This window comes from Actinophytocola sp. KF-1 (assembly GCF_054661535.1).
In genome coordinates, this window is the sequence record NZ_BAAFVK010000010.1 from 286,180 (window position 1) to 305,864 (window position 19,685).

Annotated in this window: 16 protein-coding genes and 1 pseudogene; 7 read left to right on the top strand and 10 right to left on the bottom strand. The window is 70.6% G+C overall.

What is annotated here, in order from left to right; translation table 11 throughout:
• Positions 1–17: 17 nt before the first annotated feature.
• Positions 18–692 carry a GntR family transcriptional regulator gene (locus ACYQ77_RS29510; RefSeq protein ID WP_459716882.1) on the top strand — a complete coding sequence of 225 codons (675 nt, stop codon included), beginning with the start codon at positions 18–20 and terminating at the stop codon, positions 690–692.
• Between the two features lie 86 nt (positions 693–778).
• Here the strand turns inward: ACYQ77_RS29510 and ctaD are convergent, their stop codons facing one another.
• Positions 779–2,533, bottom strand: coding sequence for an aa3-type cytochrome oxidase subunit I (ctaD, locus tag ACYQ77_RS29515; protein WP_459716884.1), 1,755 nt, complete (start codon positions 2,531–2,533; stop codon positions 779–781).
• A gap of 116 nt (positions 2,534–2,649) precedes the next feature.
• Positions 2,650–2,874 (bottom strand): hypothetical protein, encoded by a 225-nt coding sequence (locus tag ACYQ77_RS29520; RefSeq protein WP_459716885.1) that lies wholly within the window; start codon positions 2,872–2,874, stop codon positions 2,650–2,652.
• 185 nt (positions 2,875–3,059) lie between these two features.
• Between ACYQ77_RS29520 and ACYQ77_RS29525 the strand changes: the two are divergent.
• Together ACYQ77_RS29525 and ACYQ77_RS29530 are read left to right on the top strand one after the other, a co-directional pair.
• A pseudogene (locus ACYQ77_RS29525) lies at positions 3,060–4,130 on the top strand (transcription termination factor Rho, short form); the annotation flags it as partial.
• A gap of 172 nt (positions 4,131–4,302) precedes the next feature.
• Positions 4,303–4,674, top strand: coding sequence for a hypothetical protein (locus ACYQ77_RS29530; protein ID WP_459716887.1), 372 nt, complete (start codon positions 4,303–4,305; stop codon positions 4,672–4,674).
• Positions 4,675–4,715: 41 nt separating this feature from the next.
• Here ACYQ77_RS29530 and ACYQ77_RS29535 read toward each other — a convergent pair whose 3' ends face one another.
• Both ACYQ77_RS29535 and ACYQ77_RS29540 read right to left on the bottom strand, forming a co-directional pair.
• On the bottom strand, positions 4,716–4,880 hold the full coding sequence (locus tag ACYQ77_RS29535) for a hypothetical protein (RefSeq protein ID WP_424233108.1): 165 nt from the start codon (positions 4,878–4,880) through the stop codon (positions 4,716–4,718).
• 67 nt (positions 4,881–4,947) lie between these two features.
• The gene (locus ACYQ77_RS29540; protein ID WP_459716888.1) at positions 4,948–5,763 is read right to left on the bottom strand and encodes an SAM-dependent methyltransferase; all 816 of its coding nucleotides are present in this window, start codon (positions 5,761–5,763) and stop codon (positions 4,948–4,950) included.
• 121 nt (positions 5,764–5,884) lie between these two features.
• Here ACYQ77_RS29540 and ACYQ77_RS29545 point away from each other — a divergent pair, with 121 nt between their 5' ends.
• The 3 genes from ACYQ77_RS29545 to ACYQ77_RS29555 are packed head-to-tail and all read left to right on the top strand — an operon-like array spanning position 5,885 to position 10,003.
• Positions 5,885–7,201, top strand: a complete 1,317-nt coding sequence (locus tag ACYQ77_RS29545) for a cytochrome P450 (RefSeq protein ID WP_459716889.1) — start codon at positions 5,885–5,887, stop codon at positions 7,199–7,201.
• A gap of 10 nt (positions 7,202–7,211) precedes the next feature.
• Positions 7,212–8,228, top strand: coding sequence for an alpha/beta hydrolase (locus tag ACYQ77_RS29550; protein WP_459716891.1), 1,017 nt, complete (start codon positions 7,212–7,214; stop codon positions 8,226–8,228).
• Positions 8,225–10,003 (top strand): EAL domain-containing protein, encoded by a 1,779-nt coding sequence (locus ACYQ77_RS29555; protein WP_459716892.1) that lies wholly within the window; start codon positions 8,225–8,227, stop codon positions 10,001–10,003. The genes ACYQ77_RS29550 and ACYQ77_RS29555 overlap by 4 nt, the downstream gene beginning before the upstream one ends.
• A gap of 28 nt (positions 10,004–10,031) precedes the next feature.
• Here the strand turns inward: ACYQ77_RS29555 and ACYQ77_RS29560 are convergent, their stop codons facing one another.
• The 5 genes from ACYQ77_RS29560 to ACYQ77_RS29580 are packed head-to-tail and all read right to left on the bottom strand — an operon-like array spanning position 10,032 to position 17,358.
• Positions 10,032–11,438, bottom strand: a complete 1,407-nt coding sequence (locus tag ACYQ77_RS29560) for an aminotransferase class V-fold PLP-dependent enzyme (protein ID WP_459716894.1) — start codon at positions 11,436–11,438, stop codon at positions 10,032–10,034.
• A complete protein-coding gene (locus tag ACYQ77_RS29565; RefSeq protein WP_459716896.1) occupies positions 11,435–12,991 on the bottom strand; it encodes an ATP-binding cassette domain-containing protein in 1,557 nt (518 codons plus the stop codon). The genes ACYQ77_RS29560 and ACYQ77_RS29565 overlap by 4 nt, the downstream gene beginning before the upstream one ends.
• Before the next feature lie 40 nt (positions 12,992–13,031).
• Positions 13,032–13,769 carry an SDR family NAD(P)-dependent oxidoreductase gene (locus tag ACYQ77_RS29570; protein ID WP_459716897.1) on the bottom strand — a complete coding sequence of 246 codons (738 nt, stop codon included), beginning with the start codon at positions 13,767–13,769 and terminating at the stop codon, positions 13,032–13,034.
• Complete coding sequence (locus ACYQ77_RS29575; RefSeq protein WP_459716899.1) at positions 13,766–15,631, bottom strand: ABC transporter ATP-binding protein; 1,866 nt, start codon at positions 15,629–15,631, stop codon at positions 13,766–13,768. The genes ACYQ77_RS29570 and ACYQ77_RS29575 overlap by 4 nt, the downstream gene beginning before the upstream one ends.
• Complete coding sequence (locus tag ACYQ77_RS29580) at positions 15,628–17,358, bottom strand: ABC transporter ATP-binding protein (protein ID WP_459716901.1); 1,731 nt, start codon at positions 17,356–17,358, stop codon at positions 15,628–15,630. The genes ACYQ77_RS29575 and ACYQ77_RS29580 overlap by 4 nt, the downstream gene beginning before the upstream one ends.
• Positions 17,359–17,449: 91 nt before the next feature.
• Here ACYQ77_RS29580 and ACYQ77_RS29585 point away from each other — a divergent pair, with 91 nt between their 5' ends.
• A complete protein-coding gene (locus tag ACYQ77_RS29585) occupies positions 17,450–18,043 on the top strand; it encodes a TetR/AcrR family transcriptional regulator (protein WP_459716902.1) in 594 nt (197 codons plus the stop codon).
• A gap of 438 nt (positions 18,044–18,481) precedes the next feature.
• Here the strand turns inward: ACYQ77_RS29585 and ACYQ77_RS29590 are convergent, their stop codons facing one another.
• Positions 18,482–19,585 carry an L-histidine N(alpha)-methyltransferase gene (locus ACYQ77_RS29590; protein ID WP_459716904.1) on the bottom strand — a complete coding sequence of 368 codons (1,104 nt, stop codon included), beginning with the start codon at positions 19,583–19,585 and terminating at the stop codon, positions 18,482–18,484.
• Positions 19,586–19,685: the final 100 nt, after the last annotated feature.

Consider the following 19,685-nt stretch of genomic DNA (forward strand, 5'->3'; position numbering starts at 1 on the left):
CATGTTAACATTGCGACATGACCGCTCGAGTGGCCCCCGCACGGCGGCGGGGTCTGGCCGACGAGGTCGCGGACCGCATCCGCGACGCGATCTTCAGTGGCGCGTACCCGCTGGGCGCCCAGCTGCGCGAGCTGGAGCTGGCCGCCGCTCTCGAGGTCAGCAGGGGGCCGGTCCGGGAGGCGCTGCTGCGGCTGGAGCGGGAGGGGCTGGTGCGCAGCGAGTGGCACCGCGGCGCCACGGTGATGACGCTGACCGGCGAGGACATCGCGGAGCTGGACAGCCTGCGCGGCGCGCTCGATCGCCTCGCCGTCGAACGGGTGGTCGCGCACGCCTCCGACGACGACCTGGCCACCGTCGAGCAGGCCGCGAAACGGATGGCGCACGCCGAGGACGAGCACACGATGGTGCGGCTCGACATCCGGTTCCACGACGCCGTGTACGCCGCGACCAGGCACCGGCGGCTCCTGCACGCCTGGCAAGGGATCCGCTCGCAGGTCCACCTGTTCCTGCTGACCAGGATCGGGGTCAGCGCCGACGACTACCTGGCGCACATCCCCGAGGAGCACGACGAGCTGGTCGCGGCGCTGCGCGCCCGCGACGCCGAGGCCGCGCTCGAGAAGTTCGCCCTGCACCGCAAGCACGCCTTCGAACTGCTCATCGGCTCCCGATTACCGGAACCCACCGCCGAGTGAACGTCCCGGCCCGCGGCGCTCAGCGGGCAAGCCGCGGCGTGCGCACTGCCGCGTCCCCGCAGGCGGCGTGACCGTCTGTGGTGTCGTCACTCGTCCGAGGGCTGCATCGCGTCGCCCAGCTTCTCCGACGGCGCTTGTGGCTGCTCGTCGGTGTGCCCGCCCCACGGTCCGACGTACTTGTTCGCCCGCCACTCCTCGATGGCGTGCGGGTAGTGCAGGTCGAACGCCGGACGTTCGGAACGGATCTTCGGCAGCTCGGTGAAGTTGTGCCGCGGCGGCGGTGACGACGTGGCCCACTCGAGGGAGTTGCCGTAGCCCCACGGGTCGTCCATCGTGGCCGGCTCGCCGTAGCGGTAGCTGCGGAAGACGTTCCACACGAACGGGAGCACGGACGCGCCGAGGATGAACGAGCCGATCGTGGACACCGTGTTCAGCGCGGTGAACCCGTCGGTGGCCAGGTAGTCGGCGTACCGGCGCGGCATGCCCTCGTTGCCCAGCCAGTGCTGCACCAGGAACGTGCCGTGGAACCCCAGGAACGTGGTCCAGAAGTGGAGTTTGCCGAGTGGCTCGTTCAGGTACCGGCCGGTGATCTTCGGGAACCAGAAGTAGATCCCGGCGTAGGTGGCGAACACGATCGTGCCGAACAGGACGTAGTGGAAGTGCGCGACGACGAAGTAGGTGTCGGTGACGTGGAAGTCGATCGGCGGGGACGCCAGCAGCACGCCGGTGAGCCCGCCGAGCAGGAACGTGACCAGGAAACCAATCGAGAACAGCATCGGTGACTCGAAGGTCAGCTGCCCTTTCCACATCGTGCCGACCCAGTTGAAGAACTTGATGCCGGTCGGGATGGCGATCAGGAACGTCGACATCGAGAAGAACGGCAGCAAGACCGCACCGGTCGCGAACATGTGGTGCGCCCACACCACGATGGAGAGCGCGGCGATCGCGAGCGTCGCGTAGATCATGCCGCGGTAGCCGAACAGCGGCTTGCGGCTGAACACCGGCACGACCTCGGTGATGATCCCGAAGAACGGCAGCGCCACGATGTACACCTCGGGGTGGCCGAAGAACCAGAACAGGTGCTGCCACAGGATCGCGCCACCGTTGGCCGGGTCGAACACGTGCGCGCCGATGAGGCGGTCGGCGAGCAGGCCCATCAGCGCGGCGGTCAGGATCGGGAACGCGATCAGGATCAGAATGGTGGTGATCAGGATGTTCCAGGTGAAGATGGGCATCCGGAACATCGTCATGCCGGGCGCGCGCAGGCAGACGACCGTGGTCAGCATGTTCACGCCGCCGAGGATCGTGCCGAGACCGGACAGCACGAGCCCGACGATCCACAGGTTCCCGCCGATGCCGGGACTGCGCGTGACGTCCGACAACGGTGTGTAGGCGGTCCAGCCGAAGTCGGCGGCGCCCGCCGGGGTCAGGAACGAGCCGATGACGATGAGCCCGCCGAAGAGGAACAACCAGTACGACAGCGCGTTCAGGCGCGGGAACGCCACGTCGGGCGACCCGATCTGCAGCGGGAGGACGAAGTTCGCGAAACCGAACAGGATCGGGGTCGCGTAGAGCAGCAGCATGATCGTGCCGTGCATGGTGAACAGCTGGTTGTACTGCTCCTGCGACAGGAACTGCAGACCCGGCCAGGCCAGCTCGGCGCGCATCAGCAGCGCCATCACGCCGCCGGTCATGAAGAACACGAACGACGTGACCAGGTAGAGGACGCCGATCTGCTTGGGGTCGGTGGTCCGGAAGACCCCGAGGAAGACCGCGCCTTTCCGGCCCCGCACGGCGGCGCCGGCGTGGATGCGGATCGGCACCGGTTTGACGGCGGTCATGGGAGGCTCCCCACCGGGTGGACTCGCCCTCGCCCGTCCCATGGTTCTCGCCTTGCCCCGGATCGGCAAGTCCGCGGCGGGTGACCGGGAACAAACCGGTCACCCGCCGCGTTGTGTCACTTGGCGAGCGTCTCCAGCTCGGCCAGCGCGGCGGCCAGCCGGAAGTACTTGCTGTTCGCCAGGTCGCGCACGGTCTTGATGTTGAACGCGGCGGCCAGCTTCTCGGCGTCGCCCTCGCTGACACCCGAGATGGCGGCCACCGGCGAGTCCAGGATCTCGGTGACGCCCAGGTCCTCGTACGCCTTGTCGAGCTGCTTCGCGAGGTCTACGGAAACGGCCACTGTCACTTGCTCCTTCGTCGGTGGGGACTGACGGGGGAACCTTAGACGGTTGCGCACCGTGCGGGCGGGGCGGTAGCCTCGGGTCACCGCTCGTGGTTGCGGACCTCTTCCCCCACTGAGCCTCTTCTTTCTCTTTTTCTTCACACAGTCCTCGCGCGACTGTGCGTTCACCTTAAGGATTTCCCATGTCTGTCAACGGAATACTCGACATCGTCGGCGACCGCGCGTTCGTGCGCGCCGACGGCTACCTGCCCGGTCCCGGGGACACCTCCGTCCCCATGGGACTGGTGCGCGCCAACGACCTGCGGCGCGGCGACACCGTCACCGGCGAGGCCCGGTCCGGCAAGCTCGCCGTGGTCGAGAGCGTGAACGGCCAGCGGCCGCGGTACTCACGTCCCGCGTTCGCGGACCTGACTCCCTTGTACCCCAACGAAAGGCTCCGCCTGGAGACGGAGCCGCACGCGCTCATCACCCGGGTGAGCGACCTCGTCATGCCGGTCGGCAAGGGGCAGCGCGCGTTGATCGTCGCGCCGCCCAAGGCGGGCAAGACCACGGTGCTGCAGGCGATCGCGCACGGCATCGCCAAGAACCACCCGGAATGCCACCTCATGATGGTGCTCGTCGGCGAGCGCCCGGAGGAGGTCACCGACCTGTCCCGCGGTGTGCCCGCCGAGGTCGCGGCGGCGACGTTCGACCTGCCGCCGCGTGACCACACCGCCCTCGCCGAACTCGCGATCGAACGAGCGAAACGGCTCGTGGAACACGGCCGGGACGTGGTCCTGCTGCTGGACTCGCTCACCCGGCTCGGCCGCGCGTACAACCTCGCCGCCCCCGCGACCGGCCGGATCCTCACCGGCGGCGTCGACTCCAGCGCGCTGACCCCGCCGAAACGCTTCCTTGGCGCGGCACGCAACATCGAGAGCGGCGGCTCCCTGACGATCTTCGCGACGGCGCTCGTCGAGACCGGTTCCGCCGGCGACTCGGTGATCTTCGAGGAGTTCAAGGGCACCAGCAACGCCGAGTTGCGCCTCGACCGCCGCATCGCGGAACGTCGCGTGTTCCCCGCGGTGGACGTGCGCGGGTCCGGCACCCGCAAGGAGGAACTGCTGCTCAGCCCGGGCGAGCTGGCCGCGACCCGCGCGCTGCGGCACGCACTCGACACCCGCGAGCCTGGCCAGGCCATCGACGTCGTCCTGGAGGGCCTCCGCAAGACCCCGACGAACACCGCCTTCCTGACCGGCCTGACCCGACGCTGACCCCGCGAGTCACGCTGTCGCGCACACCGAGTTGCCGGTTTCCCTGCACCTCGGCCGACCGCGGCGGGTGCACGAAACTGACAACTCGTACTGTTCCAGCGCGTGACTCGCGAGGGTCGGGGGCGGGGCGGGTGGGGTGAACCGTGCGCGGGCGGTTTCCGTGTATGGGGGTATGGCGCGGTTGTGGGTCGTGGTGGTGGCCGCCCTCGTGCTGAGCGGGTGTGCGCAGGAGGCGCCGCCGCCGCCCGAGCGGGTCTACACCGTCGAGGAGCTTGCGGACAAGATCGGGTGCGAGCCCGAGTTCCAGGGCAAGACCAGCGACTTCCGGCAGGCGGCCTGCGCGACCGACGCCACCCGGTACATGCTCCTCGACTTCACCACCGAGGAGAAGAAGCGGGCCTGGCTCGACACGGCGCTGCTCTACGGCGCCACGTACCTGGTCGGCGAGAAGTGGGCCCTCACCAGCATCGAGGTGGCCGACATGGAACGGCTGCGCGGGGAGATCGGGGGCACCCTCCGGGGCGACCCCACCATGCAGCACTGAATCGGCGCGCCCCTCGCGAAAGAGGCGCGCCGACCGGGTGGCTACTGGGTCACGACGAGCACCGCCGCCGGGCGGCCCATGCTGTCGTCGTCGCCATCGTCGTCGTCCTCCTCGCTGTCGTTGCACGCGGCCAGGAGCGGCAGGGCGGCCAGCGCCCCGATGACGGCCAGCATGCGGAGCGAGCGGCGGGTGGGGTCGTGCGCCACGGGGAACATCCCTTCGGTCGACGATATGTCCGATTCCGTTGTATCGCACATCGGACGCCCCCGCTCATCACGCCTTCCTGGCGACCCCCGCGAAGGACAGCTCGTTCATCTCCGGGTCGTCGGAGATGTCGCCGGCACCGCCGGGACGCCAGGTACCCGTCGGCACGAGACCCGGCTCCACCAGCGCGAAGTCGCCGAACAGCGCCGAGATCTCCGCGCGGGTGCGCGGGAACACCTGCCCGGCGCCCCGGTTCTCCCGCACGACACCGGCCACGGCGTGGATCTTGTCGCCCTGGATGTCGTCGGTCATGTGCGTGATCGCGAGGTGGCTGCCCGGCGCGAGCGCGGACCGGTACCGCTCGACCAGCGCCGCGGGGCCTGCGTCGTCCGGCACCCAGTGCAGGACCAGCAGGAACAGCAGGCCGACGGGCTGGTCGAAGTCGATCAGCGAGCGCGTGACCGGGTGGCCGAGGATGCGCTCCGGGTCGCGCATGTCCGCCTCGACGATGCCCGCGCGCTCGTTCGCCATCAGCATCAGCTCACTGTGCGCGACCGCGATCGGGTCCTTGTCGACGTACACGACCCGGCAGTCGGGGTGTTCCTGCTGCGCGATCTCGTGCACGTTGCCGACGGTCGGGATGCCGGAGCCGATGTCGAGGAACTGGCGGATGCCCTCGCCGATCATGAAGCGGACCGCGCGGGCGAGGAAGGCGCGGTTGAGCCGGGCAGCGGCCCTGATCCCCGGCACGGCGCGTTCGACCTGGTCGGCCATGGCGCGGTCGGCCTCGAAGTTGTGGCTGCCACCGAGGAGATAGTCGTAGGTCCTGGCCCCGCTCGGCGCGGACGTGTCGATGATCCCGGGCACCCAGTCCTGCTGTGTCACGCCGCACCTCGATTTTGCGAGAAAGCTCCACGAAAATCCCGCGATCCCACCCGTTCGGGTGCTGTCGTAGACCACTCGGGGCCCCTTACTGTAATCCGTCTCGCGAGGCGAGGAGATGCGGATGTCCGTTCCGGTGGCACCCGGGCGGTGGCCTGTACTCGGCCACACCCCAGCGCTGCTGCGACGCAGATTCGGCTTCACAGAAGGTCTTCACGCGTACGGTGACGTCGTGCGCGTGTACCTCGGCACGCTCCCGATGTACTTCGTCACCACCCCGGAGCTGACGCACCGCGTACTCGTCACCGACTCGGCGAGTTTCGGAAAAGGCGCCATGTTCGACAAGTTCCGACCTTTCGTCGGCAACGGCCTCGTGAATTCCGGTGGCGCCTTTCACCTGCGACAACGCAGATTGGTTCAGCCCGCGTTCCACCGCGACCGCATCGCGCGATATGCCGAGAAAATGGCAACCGCGGTTTCCCGTTTGAGCGGCTCGTGGCGCCCGGGGGAACGGCGCGAGATCAACGAGGACATGCAGGCACTCGCGGTGACCATCGTCGGCGAGGCGCTGTTCGGCACCGAGTTCGGCCGCACCGCCATCGAGGAGGCCCGCCACTCGATCCCCATCGTGATCCGGCACGGCATGGTCCGCGCCCTGTCCCCCGCCTTCGTCGGCCCGCTGCTGGTGCGCGGCAACCGCCAGTTCGACCGCGCGGTGCGCCGCATGCGCGCCGTGGTCGGCCAGGTCATCACCGACTGGCGCGCGAGCGGGGCCGACCGGGGTGACCTGCTGTCCATGCTGCTCTCGGCCCGCGACGAGGACGGCGAGCCGATGACCGACCGGCAGGCCTACGACGAGGTCGTCACGCTGCTGTCCGCGGGCATCGAGACCAGCGCGCTCGCGCTGGCGTGGCTGTTCCACCGGATCGCCACGCACCCGGACGTCGAGCGGCGCGTGCACGAGGAGATCGACCAGGTGCTGTCCGGCCGCCCGGTCACCGCCGACGACGTGCCGAAGCTGACCTACGTGCAGCAGGTGATCAACGAGACCCTGCGGATGTACCCGATCTGGATCCTCATGCGCCGCACGCTGCGCCCGGTGCGGCTCGGCGGCGTCCGCCTGCCCGCGGGCACCGAGGTCACCATCAGCCCGCACGCACTGCACCACGACCCGCACACGTTCCCGGACCCGCACCGCTTCGACCCGGACCGGTGGGCGCCGGACCGCGCCAAGGACATCCCGCGCGGTGCGTTCATCCCGTTCGGCGCGGGCAACCGCATGTGTGTCGGCAACGCCTTCGCCATGACCGAGATGGTCGTGACGGTGGCGACGATCGCGAGCCGCTGGCGGCTCGAACCCGTCCCCGACCGGCCCCTGCGGGTCAAGTACACCTCCACCGCCTATCCCGCGCGGCTGTCGATGACGGCCGTCCCACGCTGAAAGGTGCCCGTTGTTCGCCCGACCCCCACGGCGGCTCGCCATGGCGATCGCCGCCGCCGCGTCCGCGCTCGTCCTGTCCGCACCCACGGCGCAGGCGGCCCAGCCGACCTGCGCAGAGGAGCGGTACCCGGTCACGATCGCCGGCCTCGCGCAGACCATGGCGGCCACGCTCTGCGTCCCCGCCGGTGGCGCGCAGGCCGTGCAGGTGCTCGTCCCGGGCGGGTTCTACAACCGCGGCTACTGGGACATCCCCGTCGACCCGGCGACGCACTCGTTCCGCAAGGCCATGAACGACGCGGGCTACGCGACGCTGGCCGTCGACCGGCTCGGCACCGGGCGCAGCTCGGTCCCGCCGAGCGTCCTGCTGACGGCGATCACCCAGGCATCGGCCGTGCACCAGGTGGTCGGGAAGCTGCGCGAGCGGTTCCGCACGGTGTTCCTCGGCGGGCACTCGCTCGGCTCCGCCATCTCGATCATCGAGGCGGCCACGTACCGCGACGTGGACGGCGTGCTGGTCACCGGCATGGGCCACCACCTCAACGCGCTCGGCCTCGCGCCGATCGCCGCCACGTTCGTGCCCGCCGTGCTGGACCCCGCGTTCGCGGGCCGCGCGCTCGACCTCGGCTACCTCACCACGATGCCCGGCACGCGCTGGCGGTCGCTGCACGCGCCGGGTCCCTACGACGCGGCGATCGACGCGCTCGACGAGTCGACGAAGGACGTCGCCGCGCCGACCGAGCTGGTCGACGCCGCGCTGCTCGGCACCGTCACCCCGTACACCGCGAAGGTCGGCGTCCCCGTGCTGACCGTCATGGCGGGCAACGACCCGACCTTCTGCGGACTGCTCGCCACCGACTGCTCGTCGTCGGCGAGCCTGCTCGCGGCGGAGGCCCCGTTCTACGGGTCCGCCGCGCGACTGCGGGCCTACGTCCTACCGGGCTACGGCCACGCGCTCAACTACGCCCCGAACGCTCCGGACCTGCACGATGTGGTGGTGCGATGGGCAGATCGGATGATCCCCCGATGACGAAGCCCCTGCCGAACGGGCCGAGAGCGCCGGTGCCGAGAACGCCGGAGCAACGGGAGAAGGCACGCGTCAAGGTCGCCAGGAAGTGGGCGTACCTGATCAGCACGACGGCGTACGTGCCGTTGAAGCACACCGACATCGAGGCGCCGTTGCTGGAGATGGTCCGCGAGCTGTTCACGGCGCTGGCCGCCGAGCCGCTCGGCATCGAGGACGCGGAGCGGGTCGGCGCCCGTCTCGTGTCGCTGAACTGCGTCGACAAGTCGAGCCTGCAGTGCACGGTGGACGTGCTGGCCGGGCCGCTGCTGTCCGACGACGACGTGCGGCACCTGCCGCCGGAGCGGGTGGTGCGGCTGCTCGGCGCGCTGTCGGCGGGCTTCGCCGAGGCGATCCGGCGCCGCACCACCGACCAGCAGGAGGCCATGTGCCGTTCCCTGATGGAGGTCGCCGCGAAGGCGATGCGCGCGGCGGAGAGCAGGCAGACCGACTTCGGTGACACGTCGACCGAGCTGACGCTGCTGCGCCGCCAGCTCAGCCACCAGCTGCTGCACGACCCGCTGACGGGCCTGCCGAACCGGCAGTTCCTCAGCACGCGGCTGGAGGAGGTGCTCGCGTCCGGCAGCCCGACCACGCTGTACCGGGTCGAGCTGAACGGGTTCTCCGTCTTCAACGAGGGCCTCGGCGGCCCGGACGCCGACACGCTGATGACGTCGATCGCCGTGCGGCTGCGGACCGCGCTGTCCGGCGAGGGCACGATGGTGGCCCGGTTCGACCGGGCCGGTTTCGTGGTGCTGCAGGAGCACGACGACAACGCGCGACCCGCCGAGGTGGTCGCGACGATCATGGCCGCCGTCACCGGGACCACGCGCGTCGCCGGCGTCGGGCTCGCGACGAGCGCCAGCGTCGGCGTGGTGCAGAGCCCACCGCACCGGGCCGATCCGGTGGAACTCGTGCAGGCGGCGGACATCGCGCTGCGGCACGCCAAGGACGAGGGCCCCGGCCGGTGGCGGCTGCTCATGCCGGACGAGGACGCGCACGACCGCAAGCTGCTGCGGTTCGCGGCGACCCTGCCCGCCGCGCTGGAGAACGGGCAGCTCGCCGTCGGGTACCGGCTGCGGGTGGCGCTCGCCGACCGGCAGCCCGTCGGCGTCGACGCGTTCCCGCGCTGGCAGGAGGCCGGGCTGTCCGAGCAGCGGTGCGTCGAGTTGGTGGAGGCGACGGGGCTCAGCCCGAAGCTCGGCCGGTGGGTGCTGCGGGACGCGTGCGACCGGCTCGCGGGCGCCGCGCTGCCGCTGTCGGTGAACCTGTCCCGCAACCAGTCGGCCGCGCCCGACCTCGTCGACTCGGTGCTCGGCGTGCTGGACGAGGCCGCGATGCCCGCCGACCGGCTGCAGGTGGCGATGCCCGCGCGGGAGGTCTTCGACGGGCGGGCGCGGACCATGGACAACCTGTCCTCGCTCGCGGCGGCGGGTGTCGGCACGGCGGTCCACGACTTCAGCGGGGACGCTTCCGACGTCGTGCGGCTCGCCGGGCTGCCGCTGCGCGCGGTGGCCCTGACCGAACGGCTCGTGTCGCAGGCCAGGGGCGCGCCCCGGAAGTCGTTGGTGGCGAAGGCGCTGACCGGCCTCGCGGCGATGGTGCACGAGGCGGGCGCCACGGTCGCGGTCGACGACATCCGCAGCAAGCAGGAGGCGGAGTGGTGGCGCGGCGTGGGCGCCGACACCGCGTCCGGTCCGCTGTTTCCCGGTCCGGACCCGGAGGTGCTGTTCCCGGACTGACCCGGCGGTGTGCGGGCCCGGCAACCGTTCAGCAGCGGTCGCGGGGCGGGAGGCCCGTCGTGTCGGTGACGCGGTCGCGGTACGTGCGCGCCGCGAACTCGGCGAACCGGGTCACGTCCGCGGCCGTCGACACCAGTCCGAAGGACACGCGGACCGCGCCCGCCGACGGGAGGCCGATCAGGTCGAGGTACTCGTCGAGCGAGGCGGTCCGTGTGTGCCGCAACGGCTTCAGCGCGGCGACGTCCAGCCCGAACGCGTTCTCGCCGACGCCCGGGTTGCAGAAGCAGCCGGTGCGCAGCGAGATCCCCGCCGCCGACGACTCGGCCGCGACCAGGCGCTCGTCGACCACCTTGCCCGTCGCGTCGAGGAAGTTGAACGCGACCGTGCCGCCGCGGGCGTCTCGCGTGGCCGGGCCGTACACGCGGGTCATCGGGCTGCCGTCGCTGTGCCGCAGCTCCGCGAGGCGCGACAGGAACCAGCCCGTCAGGCACGCCACCCTCGTGCCGATCAGCGGCACGCCGATGTCCGCCAGCCAGTCGAGTCCGAAGTGGACGTCCGGGATGGACAGGAAGTTGAGCGTGCCGTCCTCGAACGCGCTCTCGTCGGGCGCCATGGTGTGCCACGGCCTGCCGACGCTGACCGCCTGGATCGTGCCGCCCGAGAACCACGGCCTGCGCAGCCGGGCGAGGGCGTCCCGGCGCGCGATCAGGCAGCCGACGCCGGTCGGGTACCCGAACAGCTTGTACCAGCTCACCAGCACGAACTCGGGCCGCACCGCGGACAGGTCCAGCACGCCCGTCGGCAGGTACGCCGCCGCGTCGAGCAGCACCTCGTAGCCGCGGTCCTGTGCCGCCCCGATCCACGTCAGCGGGTGGCGGACGCCGCTGAAGTTGCTCTGCGCCGGGTAGGCGAACAAGCCACGGCCCTTGCCCAGCACCGCCATCAGCGCGCCGGTGTCCACGCGCAGCTCGGATGCCCGTGTCGGCACGTACACGGTCCGAGCGCCGGCCCGGCGGGCGAACTCGCGCAGCCCGTTCACCGAGTTGTGGTTGTCGACCGTGAGCACCAGCCGGGTGCGCCTGCCGAACGGGTACGCCTCCCCCACGAGCCGGGCCGCGCCGGTCGCGTTCGGTGTGAACACGGCCGCGTACTCGGCAGGCGATGCGTTGAAGTGCGCCAGCACCCTGGCCCGCGCCTGCTCCACCAGCGCCGTGGCCGCCTCGCTCGTCGGGTTCACCGAGTGCGGGTTGCCGAACAAGCGGCGCGCGAGGCGGTCGGCGTGCGCGCGGTGCTGTGCGCGGGCGGCCAGCCCCGCACCGGTGTAGTCGAGGTACAGGTGCCCCTGCTCGTCGAGGTAGCCGTACTCGGTGCCGCGGAGCTCGTCGAGGCGGGTCGTCGTGGCGTACTCCGGGTAGTCGGCGAGGATCGCGGTCATCGCGCTCGCCCGGCCTTGCGCCGCAGCACGACCAGGGTGAGCGCGGCGAACAGCACCGAGAAGCCCGCCAGCAGTGACCAGTGCGTCCACAGTGGATGGTCAAAGCTGTCCTCGTAGGACGCGAGCAGCGGACGGCCGAGCGGGGACGCGCCGTCCCGCCACAGCGCGGGCAGCCCGGCGGTGTGGCCGAGCGCCTCGAACGCCCACCGGTTGCTCATCGCGTGGCTGAACCACCGGCCGACGTCCGCCATCACCGGCACCGGCAGGAACGCGCCGACGAACAACACCTGCGGGAAGCACAGCATCGGCAACGTCAGCGCGGCCTGCGACGGGTTGTGCACCGCCGACGCGGCCAGCAGACCGAGCGTCAGCGCGGCGAGCGAGGCCAGCGCGACCGTGCCGAACAACGCGAGGTGGCCGGTGAACGCGAGGTCGGGCAGCCGGCCGGTGAGCGACAGCAACCCGAGCAGCAACGCGTCCACCAGGCACAGCAACGGGAGCAGAGCGGCCACTTTGGACAGCAGGTACGCGCCGAGCCGCAACCCGGCACGGCGCTCGCGGCGCAGGACGGCGAACTCGTCGCAGATCTGCGCGAGACCGTAGGTGAGGCCGAAGAAGAACCCGCCGAACGCGATCCAGAACAGGATCATCACGGTCGTGTTCGGCGACGGCGCGGCCGGGTCGAACGCGCCGGGCCGGAACAGCATGAGGAACATCACCGCGATCATGACCGGCGACCCGACGAGGATGGCGAGCGTGATCCGGTTGCGTGCCAGGAGTTCCACGGCTCGCGCGGTCAGCAGCGCCCACTGCCGGACCGCCGGGACCCGCCGCCGTGGCGGCACGGGGGCCGGTGGCTCGAACACGACCGGCGACGGCGACCACGCGACGTCCCCGTCGAGCAGCCGCCGGTAGCTCTCCTCCGGCGCACCGGGAAGGGGTGGCCCGGCGTAGGTGACCCGGCCGTCGACGAGCACGATGACCTGGTCGGCGTGCGCGATGTCGGCCGGGTTGTGGGTGGTGTGGACGACCGTGCGGCCCGCGTCGGCGAGCTGCCGGAGGTGGTGGACGAGGTCCGCGCCGGTCGCGGGGTCGAGACCGCTGGTCGGCTCGTCGAGGAACAGCACGTCCGGCTGCCCGAGCAGTTCGACGGCGATGCTCGCCCGCTTGCGCTCGCCGCCGCTGAGCGTGGCGACCGTCGCGTGCTCGCGGTGGGTCAGCCCGAGCGTTGCCAGCACGGGCCCGACGTCCGGCGCCTCGCCACGCAACCGGGCGGCGTAGGAGAGCGTGCGCCGCAACGGGAGGTGCGTGTGCACGATGTCGTCCTGCGGCACGTACCCGACCTCGACGGGATGCGTGACCTGCCCGGAGGTCGGCGCGCGCACCCCGGCCAGCAGTTCGAGCAACGTCGTCTTGCCGGCACCGCTCGCCCCGATGATCGCGACCAGCCTGCCCGGGCCGACCTCCACGGTGACGGGTTCGAGCGTGAAACTCCCCGCGGTCCACGACGCCGCCAACGCCTGGACACAGGGCACGGTCCGCGTGACAGCCATGCCGCCTCCCCAGCGATCACTACCCAGTGTGCCGCACGGATCAGCGCAACGCGATGCTGTGCCCGCCGTTCACCCGGATGGTCTGCCCCGTCAGGAAGGCGGCGTCGGCGGAGGCGAGGAACGCGACCGTGCCCGCGACGTCCGCGGGCGCGCCCAGCCTGCGCAGCGGCACGTCCCCGGTGTACTCGGCCAGCTCGGCCGGGGTCGCGTCCGCGTGCCGTTCCACCGGCACCCACCCGGGCGCCACCACGTTCACGGTGATGCCGAACGGGCCCAGTTCCCGCGCCCACACGCGGGTGAGCGCCTCGAGCCCGGCCTTCGCCGCCGCGTACGCCGACCACCCCGGCAGCGCCCGGTCGACCATGTCCGAACCGATGTGCACGATCCGGCCGCCGCCCGCGGCCTTCATCCCCGGCACCACGGCCTGCGCGAGCAGTGTGGGGCTCTTGACGAAGAACTCCAGCTGGTCCAGGTGCGTGCGCCAGTCCAGGTCCGCGAACGCCACCACCGGCTGCGGCCCGGTCGCGTTCGCCACCAGGCAGCCGACCGGTCCGAGCCGCTCGGTCACCGCCGCGACGAGCCGGGTGACGTCGGCCTCGTCGGTGACGTCACCCGGCGCGGCGACCGCTTTCCCGCCCGCCGCGAGGATGCCCGCCACCACGTCGTCGGCCGGGCGCAGGTCGTTGACGGCCACCGCCCAGCCGCGCGCGGCGAGGGTGCGGGCGATCGCCGCACCCAGGCCGCGCCCGGCACCCGTGACCAGGGCGGTGCCGGTCACTCGACCGGCGCCGCGAACTGCGCCGAGTAGAGGCGGTGGTAGGCGCCGCGCTGTGCCAGCAGCTGCTCGTGGTTGCCCTGCTCGACGATCCGGCCCTGCTCCATCACGAGGATGAGGTCGGCGTCGCGGATCGTGGACAGGCGGTGGGCGATCACGAAGCTGGTGCGCGACGACCGCAGCGCCGCCATCGCGTGCTGCACCAACGACTCCGTGCGGGTGTCGACCGAGCTGGTCGCCTCGTCGAGGATCAGCAGCGACGGGCTGGCGAGGAACGCGCGCGCGATCGTCAGCAGCTGCTTCTCACCGGCGGAGACGTTCGACGCCTCCTCGTCGATCACCGTGTCGTAGCCGTCCGGCAGGGTGCGCACGAACCGGTCGACGTACGTCGCCCGCGCGGCGGCGATGATCTCCTCCTCGGTCGCACCCGGCTTGCCGTAGGCGATGTTGTCGCGGATCGTGCCGCCGAACAGCCACGTGTCCTGCAGCACCATGCCGATCTGCGACCGCAGGTCCTCCCGCTTCAACGCCGTGATGTCCACGCCGTCGAGCGTGATCCGGCCGGCGTCCAGCTCGTAGAACCGCAGGATCAGGTTCACGAGCGTGGTCTTGCCCGCGCCGGTCGGCCCCACGATCGCCACCGTCTGACCGGGTTCCGCCACCAGCGACAGGTTCTCGATCAGCGGCTGCTCCGCGCGGTAGGAGAACGACACGTCCTCGAACTCGACGCGGCCACGCCGCTGCGCGGGCAGCGTCGCGTCGGCCGGATCCGGCTCCTGCTCCTCGGCGTCGAGCAGCTCGAACACCCGCTCCGCCGACGCGACCCCGGACTGCATGAGGTTCGCCATCGACGCCACCTGCGTCAGCGGCTGCGTGAACTGCCGCGAGTACTGGATGAACGCGGTGACCTCGCCCAGCGTCATGGTCCCGGACGTGATCCGCAGCCCGCCGACGACCGCGATGACGACGTAGGACAGGTTCGACAGGAACATCATCGACGGCATGATCAGGCCGGACACGAACTGCGCGCCCGAGGACGCCTCGTACAGGTCCTGGTTGCGGCGCCGGAAGTCCTCCTCCGACTCCTTCTGCCGGCCGAACACCTTCACCAGCTGGTGGCCGGTGAACGACTCCTCGATGTGCGCGTTGAGCGCGCCGGTGTGCTTCCACTGCGCGATGAACAGCTTCTGCGCGCGCTTGCCGATCTGCCCGGTGATCACCACCGAGACGGGGATGACCGCGAGCGCGATCAGCGCCAGCAGCGGCGAGATCGTGAACATCATGACGAGCACGCCGACGACCGTCAGCAGGGACGTGAGCAGCTGGCTCAGCGTCTGCTGCAGCGTGGTGGAGATGTTGTCGATGTCGTTGGTGACGCGGGAGAGCAGCTCGCCGCGGGGCTGGCCGTCGAAGTAGCGCAGCGGCAGCCGGTGCAGCTTCGCCTCGACCTCCTCGCGCAGGTCGTAGACGACCCGCTGCACGACCGAGTTCAGCAGCCTGCCCTGCAGCCAGCCGAAGATCGACGACGTCAGGTAGAGGCCGAGCACCCACTGCAGCACGGTCGCGAGCGCGGAGAAGTCGATCCCGGCGCCGGGCAGGCCGCGGTAGCGGGCGAGGACGCCGTCGAAGATGATGTCCGTGGCGTGGCCGAGGATCTTCGGGCCCGCGACCGAGAACCCGACGCTGATCACGCCGAGCACGACGACCATCACGAGGTTCACCCGTTCCGGCCGCATGCGGGCGACGAGCCGTTTCGCGGACGTCTTGAAGTCGTCGGCCTTGCTGACGGGTCCCTGCATGCCGGGGAACCCTCTGCCGATGGGGCCGCCCGGCGCCGGACGACGGGTTGCGGTGGGGGCGCTCATGCTGCCTGCTCCGGGGTCAGCTGGGACTCGACGATTTCCAGGTAGGTCGGGCAGCCGGCCATCAGCTCGCGGTGCGTGCCGATGCCGACGACCGCACCGTTCTCGAGCACGACGATCTGGTCGGCGTCGAGGATGGTGGACACCCGCTGCGCGACCACGATGACCGCGGACCGCTCGGTGTGCGGCCGCAGCGCGGCGCGCAACGCGGCGTCGGTGGACAGGTCGAGCGCGGAGAACGCGTCGTCGAACAGGTAGATCTCCGGCCGCCGTACCAGCGCCCTGGCGATCGACAGGCGCTGCCGCTGCCCGCCGGACACGTTGGTGCCGCCCTGCGCGATGGCCGACTCGAGGCCGCCCATCTCCTCGACGAAGTCCCTGGCCTGCGCGATCTCCAGCGCCTGCCACAGCTCGTCGTCGGTGGCGTCGGGGTTGCCGTAGCGGAGGTTGGACGCGACGGTGCCGGTGAACAGGTAGGCCTGTTGCGGCACGAGCCCGATGCGGCTCCGCAGCACGTCCGGGTCCAGCTCGCGGACGTCGGCGCCGTCGACGAACAGCGTGCCACCGGTGACGTCGATCAGCCGCGGGATGAGCGACAGCAGGGTCGTCTTGCCCGCGCCGGTGCTGCCGATGATGGCGGTGGTCTTGCCCGCCTCGGCGCGGAAGGAGATGTCGCGCAGGACGGGGTCGGCCGCGCCGGGGTACCGGAACTCGACGCCGCGGAACTCGACCTCGGCCCGGGCGGGCAGCTCGGTCACGGGTGAGGCGGGCGTCTTGACCGACGACTCGGTGCCGAGCACCTCCTGGATCCGCTCGGCGCAGACGGCGGCACGCGGGATCATCATCGAGATGAAGGTGGCCATCATGACCGACATCAGGATCATCAGCAGGTAGGACAGGAACGCGGTCAGCGCGCCGACCTGCATCTGCCCGTCGTCGACGCGGTGCGCGCCGAACCACAGCACGGCGACGCTGGAGACGTTCAGGATCAGCATGACGGTCGGGAAGATCAGCGCCTGCAGCCGGCCGACCCGCAGCGCGGTGTCGGTCAGCTGGCGGTTGGCGTCACCGAAGCGGTCGGTCTCGGCCTTCTCCCGGACGAACGCCCGCACCACCCGGATGCCGGAGAGCTGTTCGCGCAGCACGCGGTTGACGTGGTCGATCCGGTCCTGCATCAACCGGAACTGCGGCACCATCCGCGACACGATCAGCCCGACGGAGATCGCCAGGGCGGGCACGCACACGAGCAGCAGCCACGACAGCCCGACGTCCTCCTGCAACGCCATGATCACCCCGGCCACGCACATGATCGGCGCGGCGATGAACATCGTGCAGAACATGACCACCAGCAGCTGCACCTGCTGCACGTCGTTGGTGGTGCGCGTGATCAGCGACGGCGCCCCGAAGGTCGCCACCTCGCGGGCCGAGAACGCGCCGACCCGGTGGAAGATCCCGGACCGGACGTCCCGCCCGAACGCCATGGCGACCCGGGCCCCGTACCAGACGGCGCCGATCGAGCAGAGGATCTGCAGCAGCGTGACGGCGAGCATCCAGCCGCCGGTCTCGACGATGTAGCCCGTGTCCCCGCGCGCGACACCGAAGTCGATGATGTCGGCGTTCAGGCTGGGCAGGTAGAGCGAAGCGACCGTGCCGATCAGCTGCAGTACGAGGACGGCGGTGAGCTCGCGGCGGTACGGCCGCAAGTAGGTCACCAACAATCGGTTCAGCAAGGCTTCCCCCCTGGGAAGAAACGGGGCGTGTCTAACATGGTGCAAGGTAGACCAGTTTGATAGGAAACGCAACGTATCTTAAGGCGGTCGGGTGACCGAGACCAGGACACGCAGGCGCGGTGAGCAGCTCGAGCAGGCCATCCTCGAGGCAGCGTGGGCCGAGCTGGCCGAGGTGGGCTACACAGCTCTCACGATAGAGGCGGTGGCAAAACGGGCAGGGACGAGCAAGCCCGTCATTTATCGCAGATGGCCGAGCCGCGCGCACCTCGTTATCTCGGCGTGGGCCCGGCAGCAACCGATTCGTCCGGTTACCCCGGATCTGGGTTCGCTACGGGCTGACCTCGTCTGGCTCTTCACCCGCGTCGCCGACCGCACCGCGGGGATGATGTCGGAGACCATCGCGGGCGTGATGGCGGAGGCGTTCAAACACCCCGAGGTGCAGTCGCTGCTGAAGGAGCGGATGAATTCCGCCCCGTTGGTGATGTCGATCCAGAAGATCGTCGACAACGCCGTCGAACGCGGCGAGATACGCCCGGTGACGCTGCCGAAGATGGCCACCAGACTCCCGCTGGACCTGATCCGCAGCGAAGCGATCACCTGCGGCACCCCCATCCCAGACGAAACCATCGAGGCGATGGTCGACGACGTTTACCTGCCGCTCCTGAAAGGCCTCGCCACCGAGTGACCTTTTCGTTCACGAAAACGACAAAGGCCGCATTCCCGCAAGCAACGCGGCAATGCGCCATCTTGCGGGAGAGGCGCCGAAGGCGCCAACCCACCCCGTCGAGAAGCCGCGCGAACGGGATACCCCGGAAGAGGTTCGGTGGTGGCGGAGGCTCGAGGTCGATGGTTGCGCAGCAATCCGGCGAAGCCGGACGCCGAAGGCGCCCTTGACGCGTGAGTGCGCCACCCGCACAATCCGCCGCCGCCACCGAACACCACGGAACGGAAACCCCGGAACCCCGCACCCGAACGGCAAACAACCGCGGCCTCCGGCCCCCCGAAATCCAGCCTAGGGCAGACCACCGACAAGATCAGCCGCCAAGGCCCGAGTTGTCCACAGGCAACGGCCTCCGGCCCCCGATATCCAGCCTAGCCACCACCACCGGCAATCAGCCGCAGGTTATCCACAGGCCGACAACATCAGCAGCGCCAACCCGAACGCCCCACCAGTTCCGTGGCAACTGTCCGCGGTGACCGCCAGCCCGGCCGCCTCCAGCATCGCCGACAACCCCTCCGCCGAGTACTTGCGCGACAGGGCGACCCGGATGGTGTCGTCCGGGGCGAAAGGAACGGTCGACCGGTTCGCCAGTCCGATCACCACGTCCGCACCGGTCCGGTTGCGGTACGCCGCCTTCATCACGAGGGCACGCCCGTCCTCGACGTCCCCCAGCAGCTCGACGGCGTCCTGGTCCACCACGAGATCGGTGTGCGCGCGCAGCCCGGCGGCGACGAACTCCCCGAACGCCGTGCTGTGCTCGTACTCGCCGACGGCGTCGACGACCAGGTCGGCGCCGAGCCCCATCGTCACCTCCACCTCGAGCAGCAACCGGTCCCCTGGCCGCAGCAGACCGGCGAACCGCCGCAACAACGCGGTGTCGTCGTCGACGTGGCCGATCGTGTTGCCCAGCAACGAGAACAGCACCGGGGTCGGCCCGAACAGCTCGTCGAGCAGCCTGCGCAGCGCGTCGACGTTCTCCGCGAACGTGAAGTCCCACGGCAGCGACAGCACGCGGTCGGTCGGCAGACCCAGCCGGCGGATCAACCCGCGCACCGCCAGGTGCAGCAGCTCCTCGCCGGCGTCGACCGGCAGGTAGCAGAGATCCGCGTTGGTGCGCGACAGGTCCTCGAGCAGCACCCCGTCCTTGCGCCCGTCCCCCGGCCCGAAGCTGACGTAGTGGCACGGCTCGGCGGGCATCCCCGACCGCGCCTCCTGCCACCGCCGCGGGAACGACTCGACGCTCTGCCTCGGCGGCCCGCACAGGGGATCACGGCAGACCGACGTCCACGCCACCGCCGGGTCGACGCCCGTGTACGCGTGCCCGCAGGTGATGCGTTTGCCGTTGCCTGCGTCGTCGTAGCCCCTGCTCAGGTCGCTGACCAGGCGCATGAAGCGTGCGGTGCGGTCGTCCGGGCCCAGTTCCAGCCACGCGGGACCGTCCGGCTCCACCCTGGTGCGCGGTACGGGCGGTCGTGTCGCGGCCCGCGCGATCTCCCCAACAGCCATCGCAGGGCTCCCCTTCCGCAGATGGCGTTCGCACTTCAGAAGGGTTCTGATTCTGCATCTGCACGTGCATCTGCACAAGCCAAACTGCGCGCGAGAACAA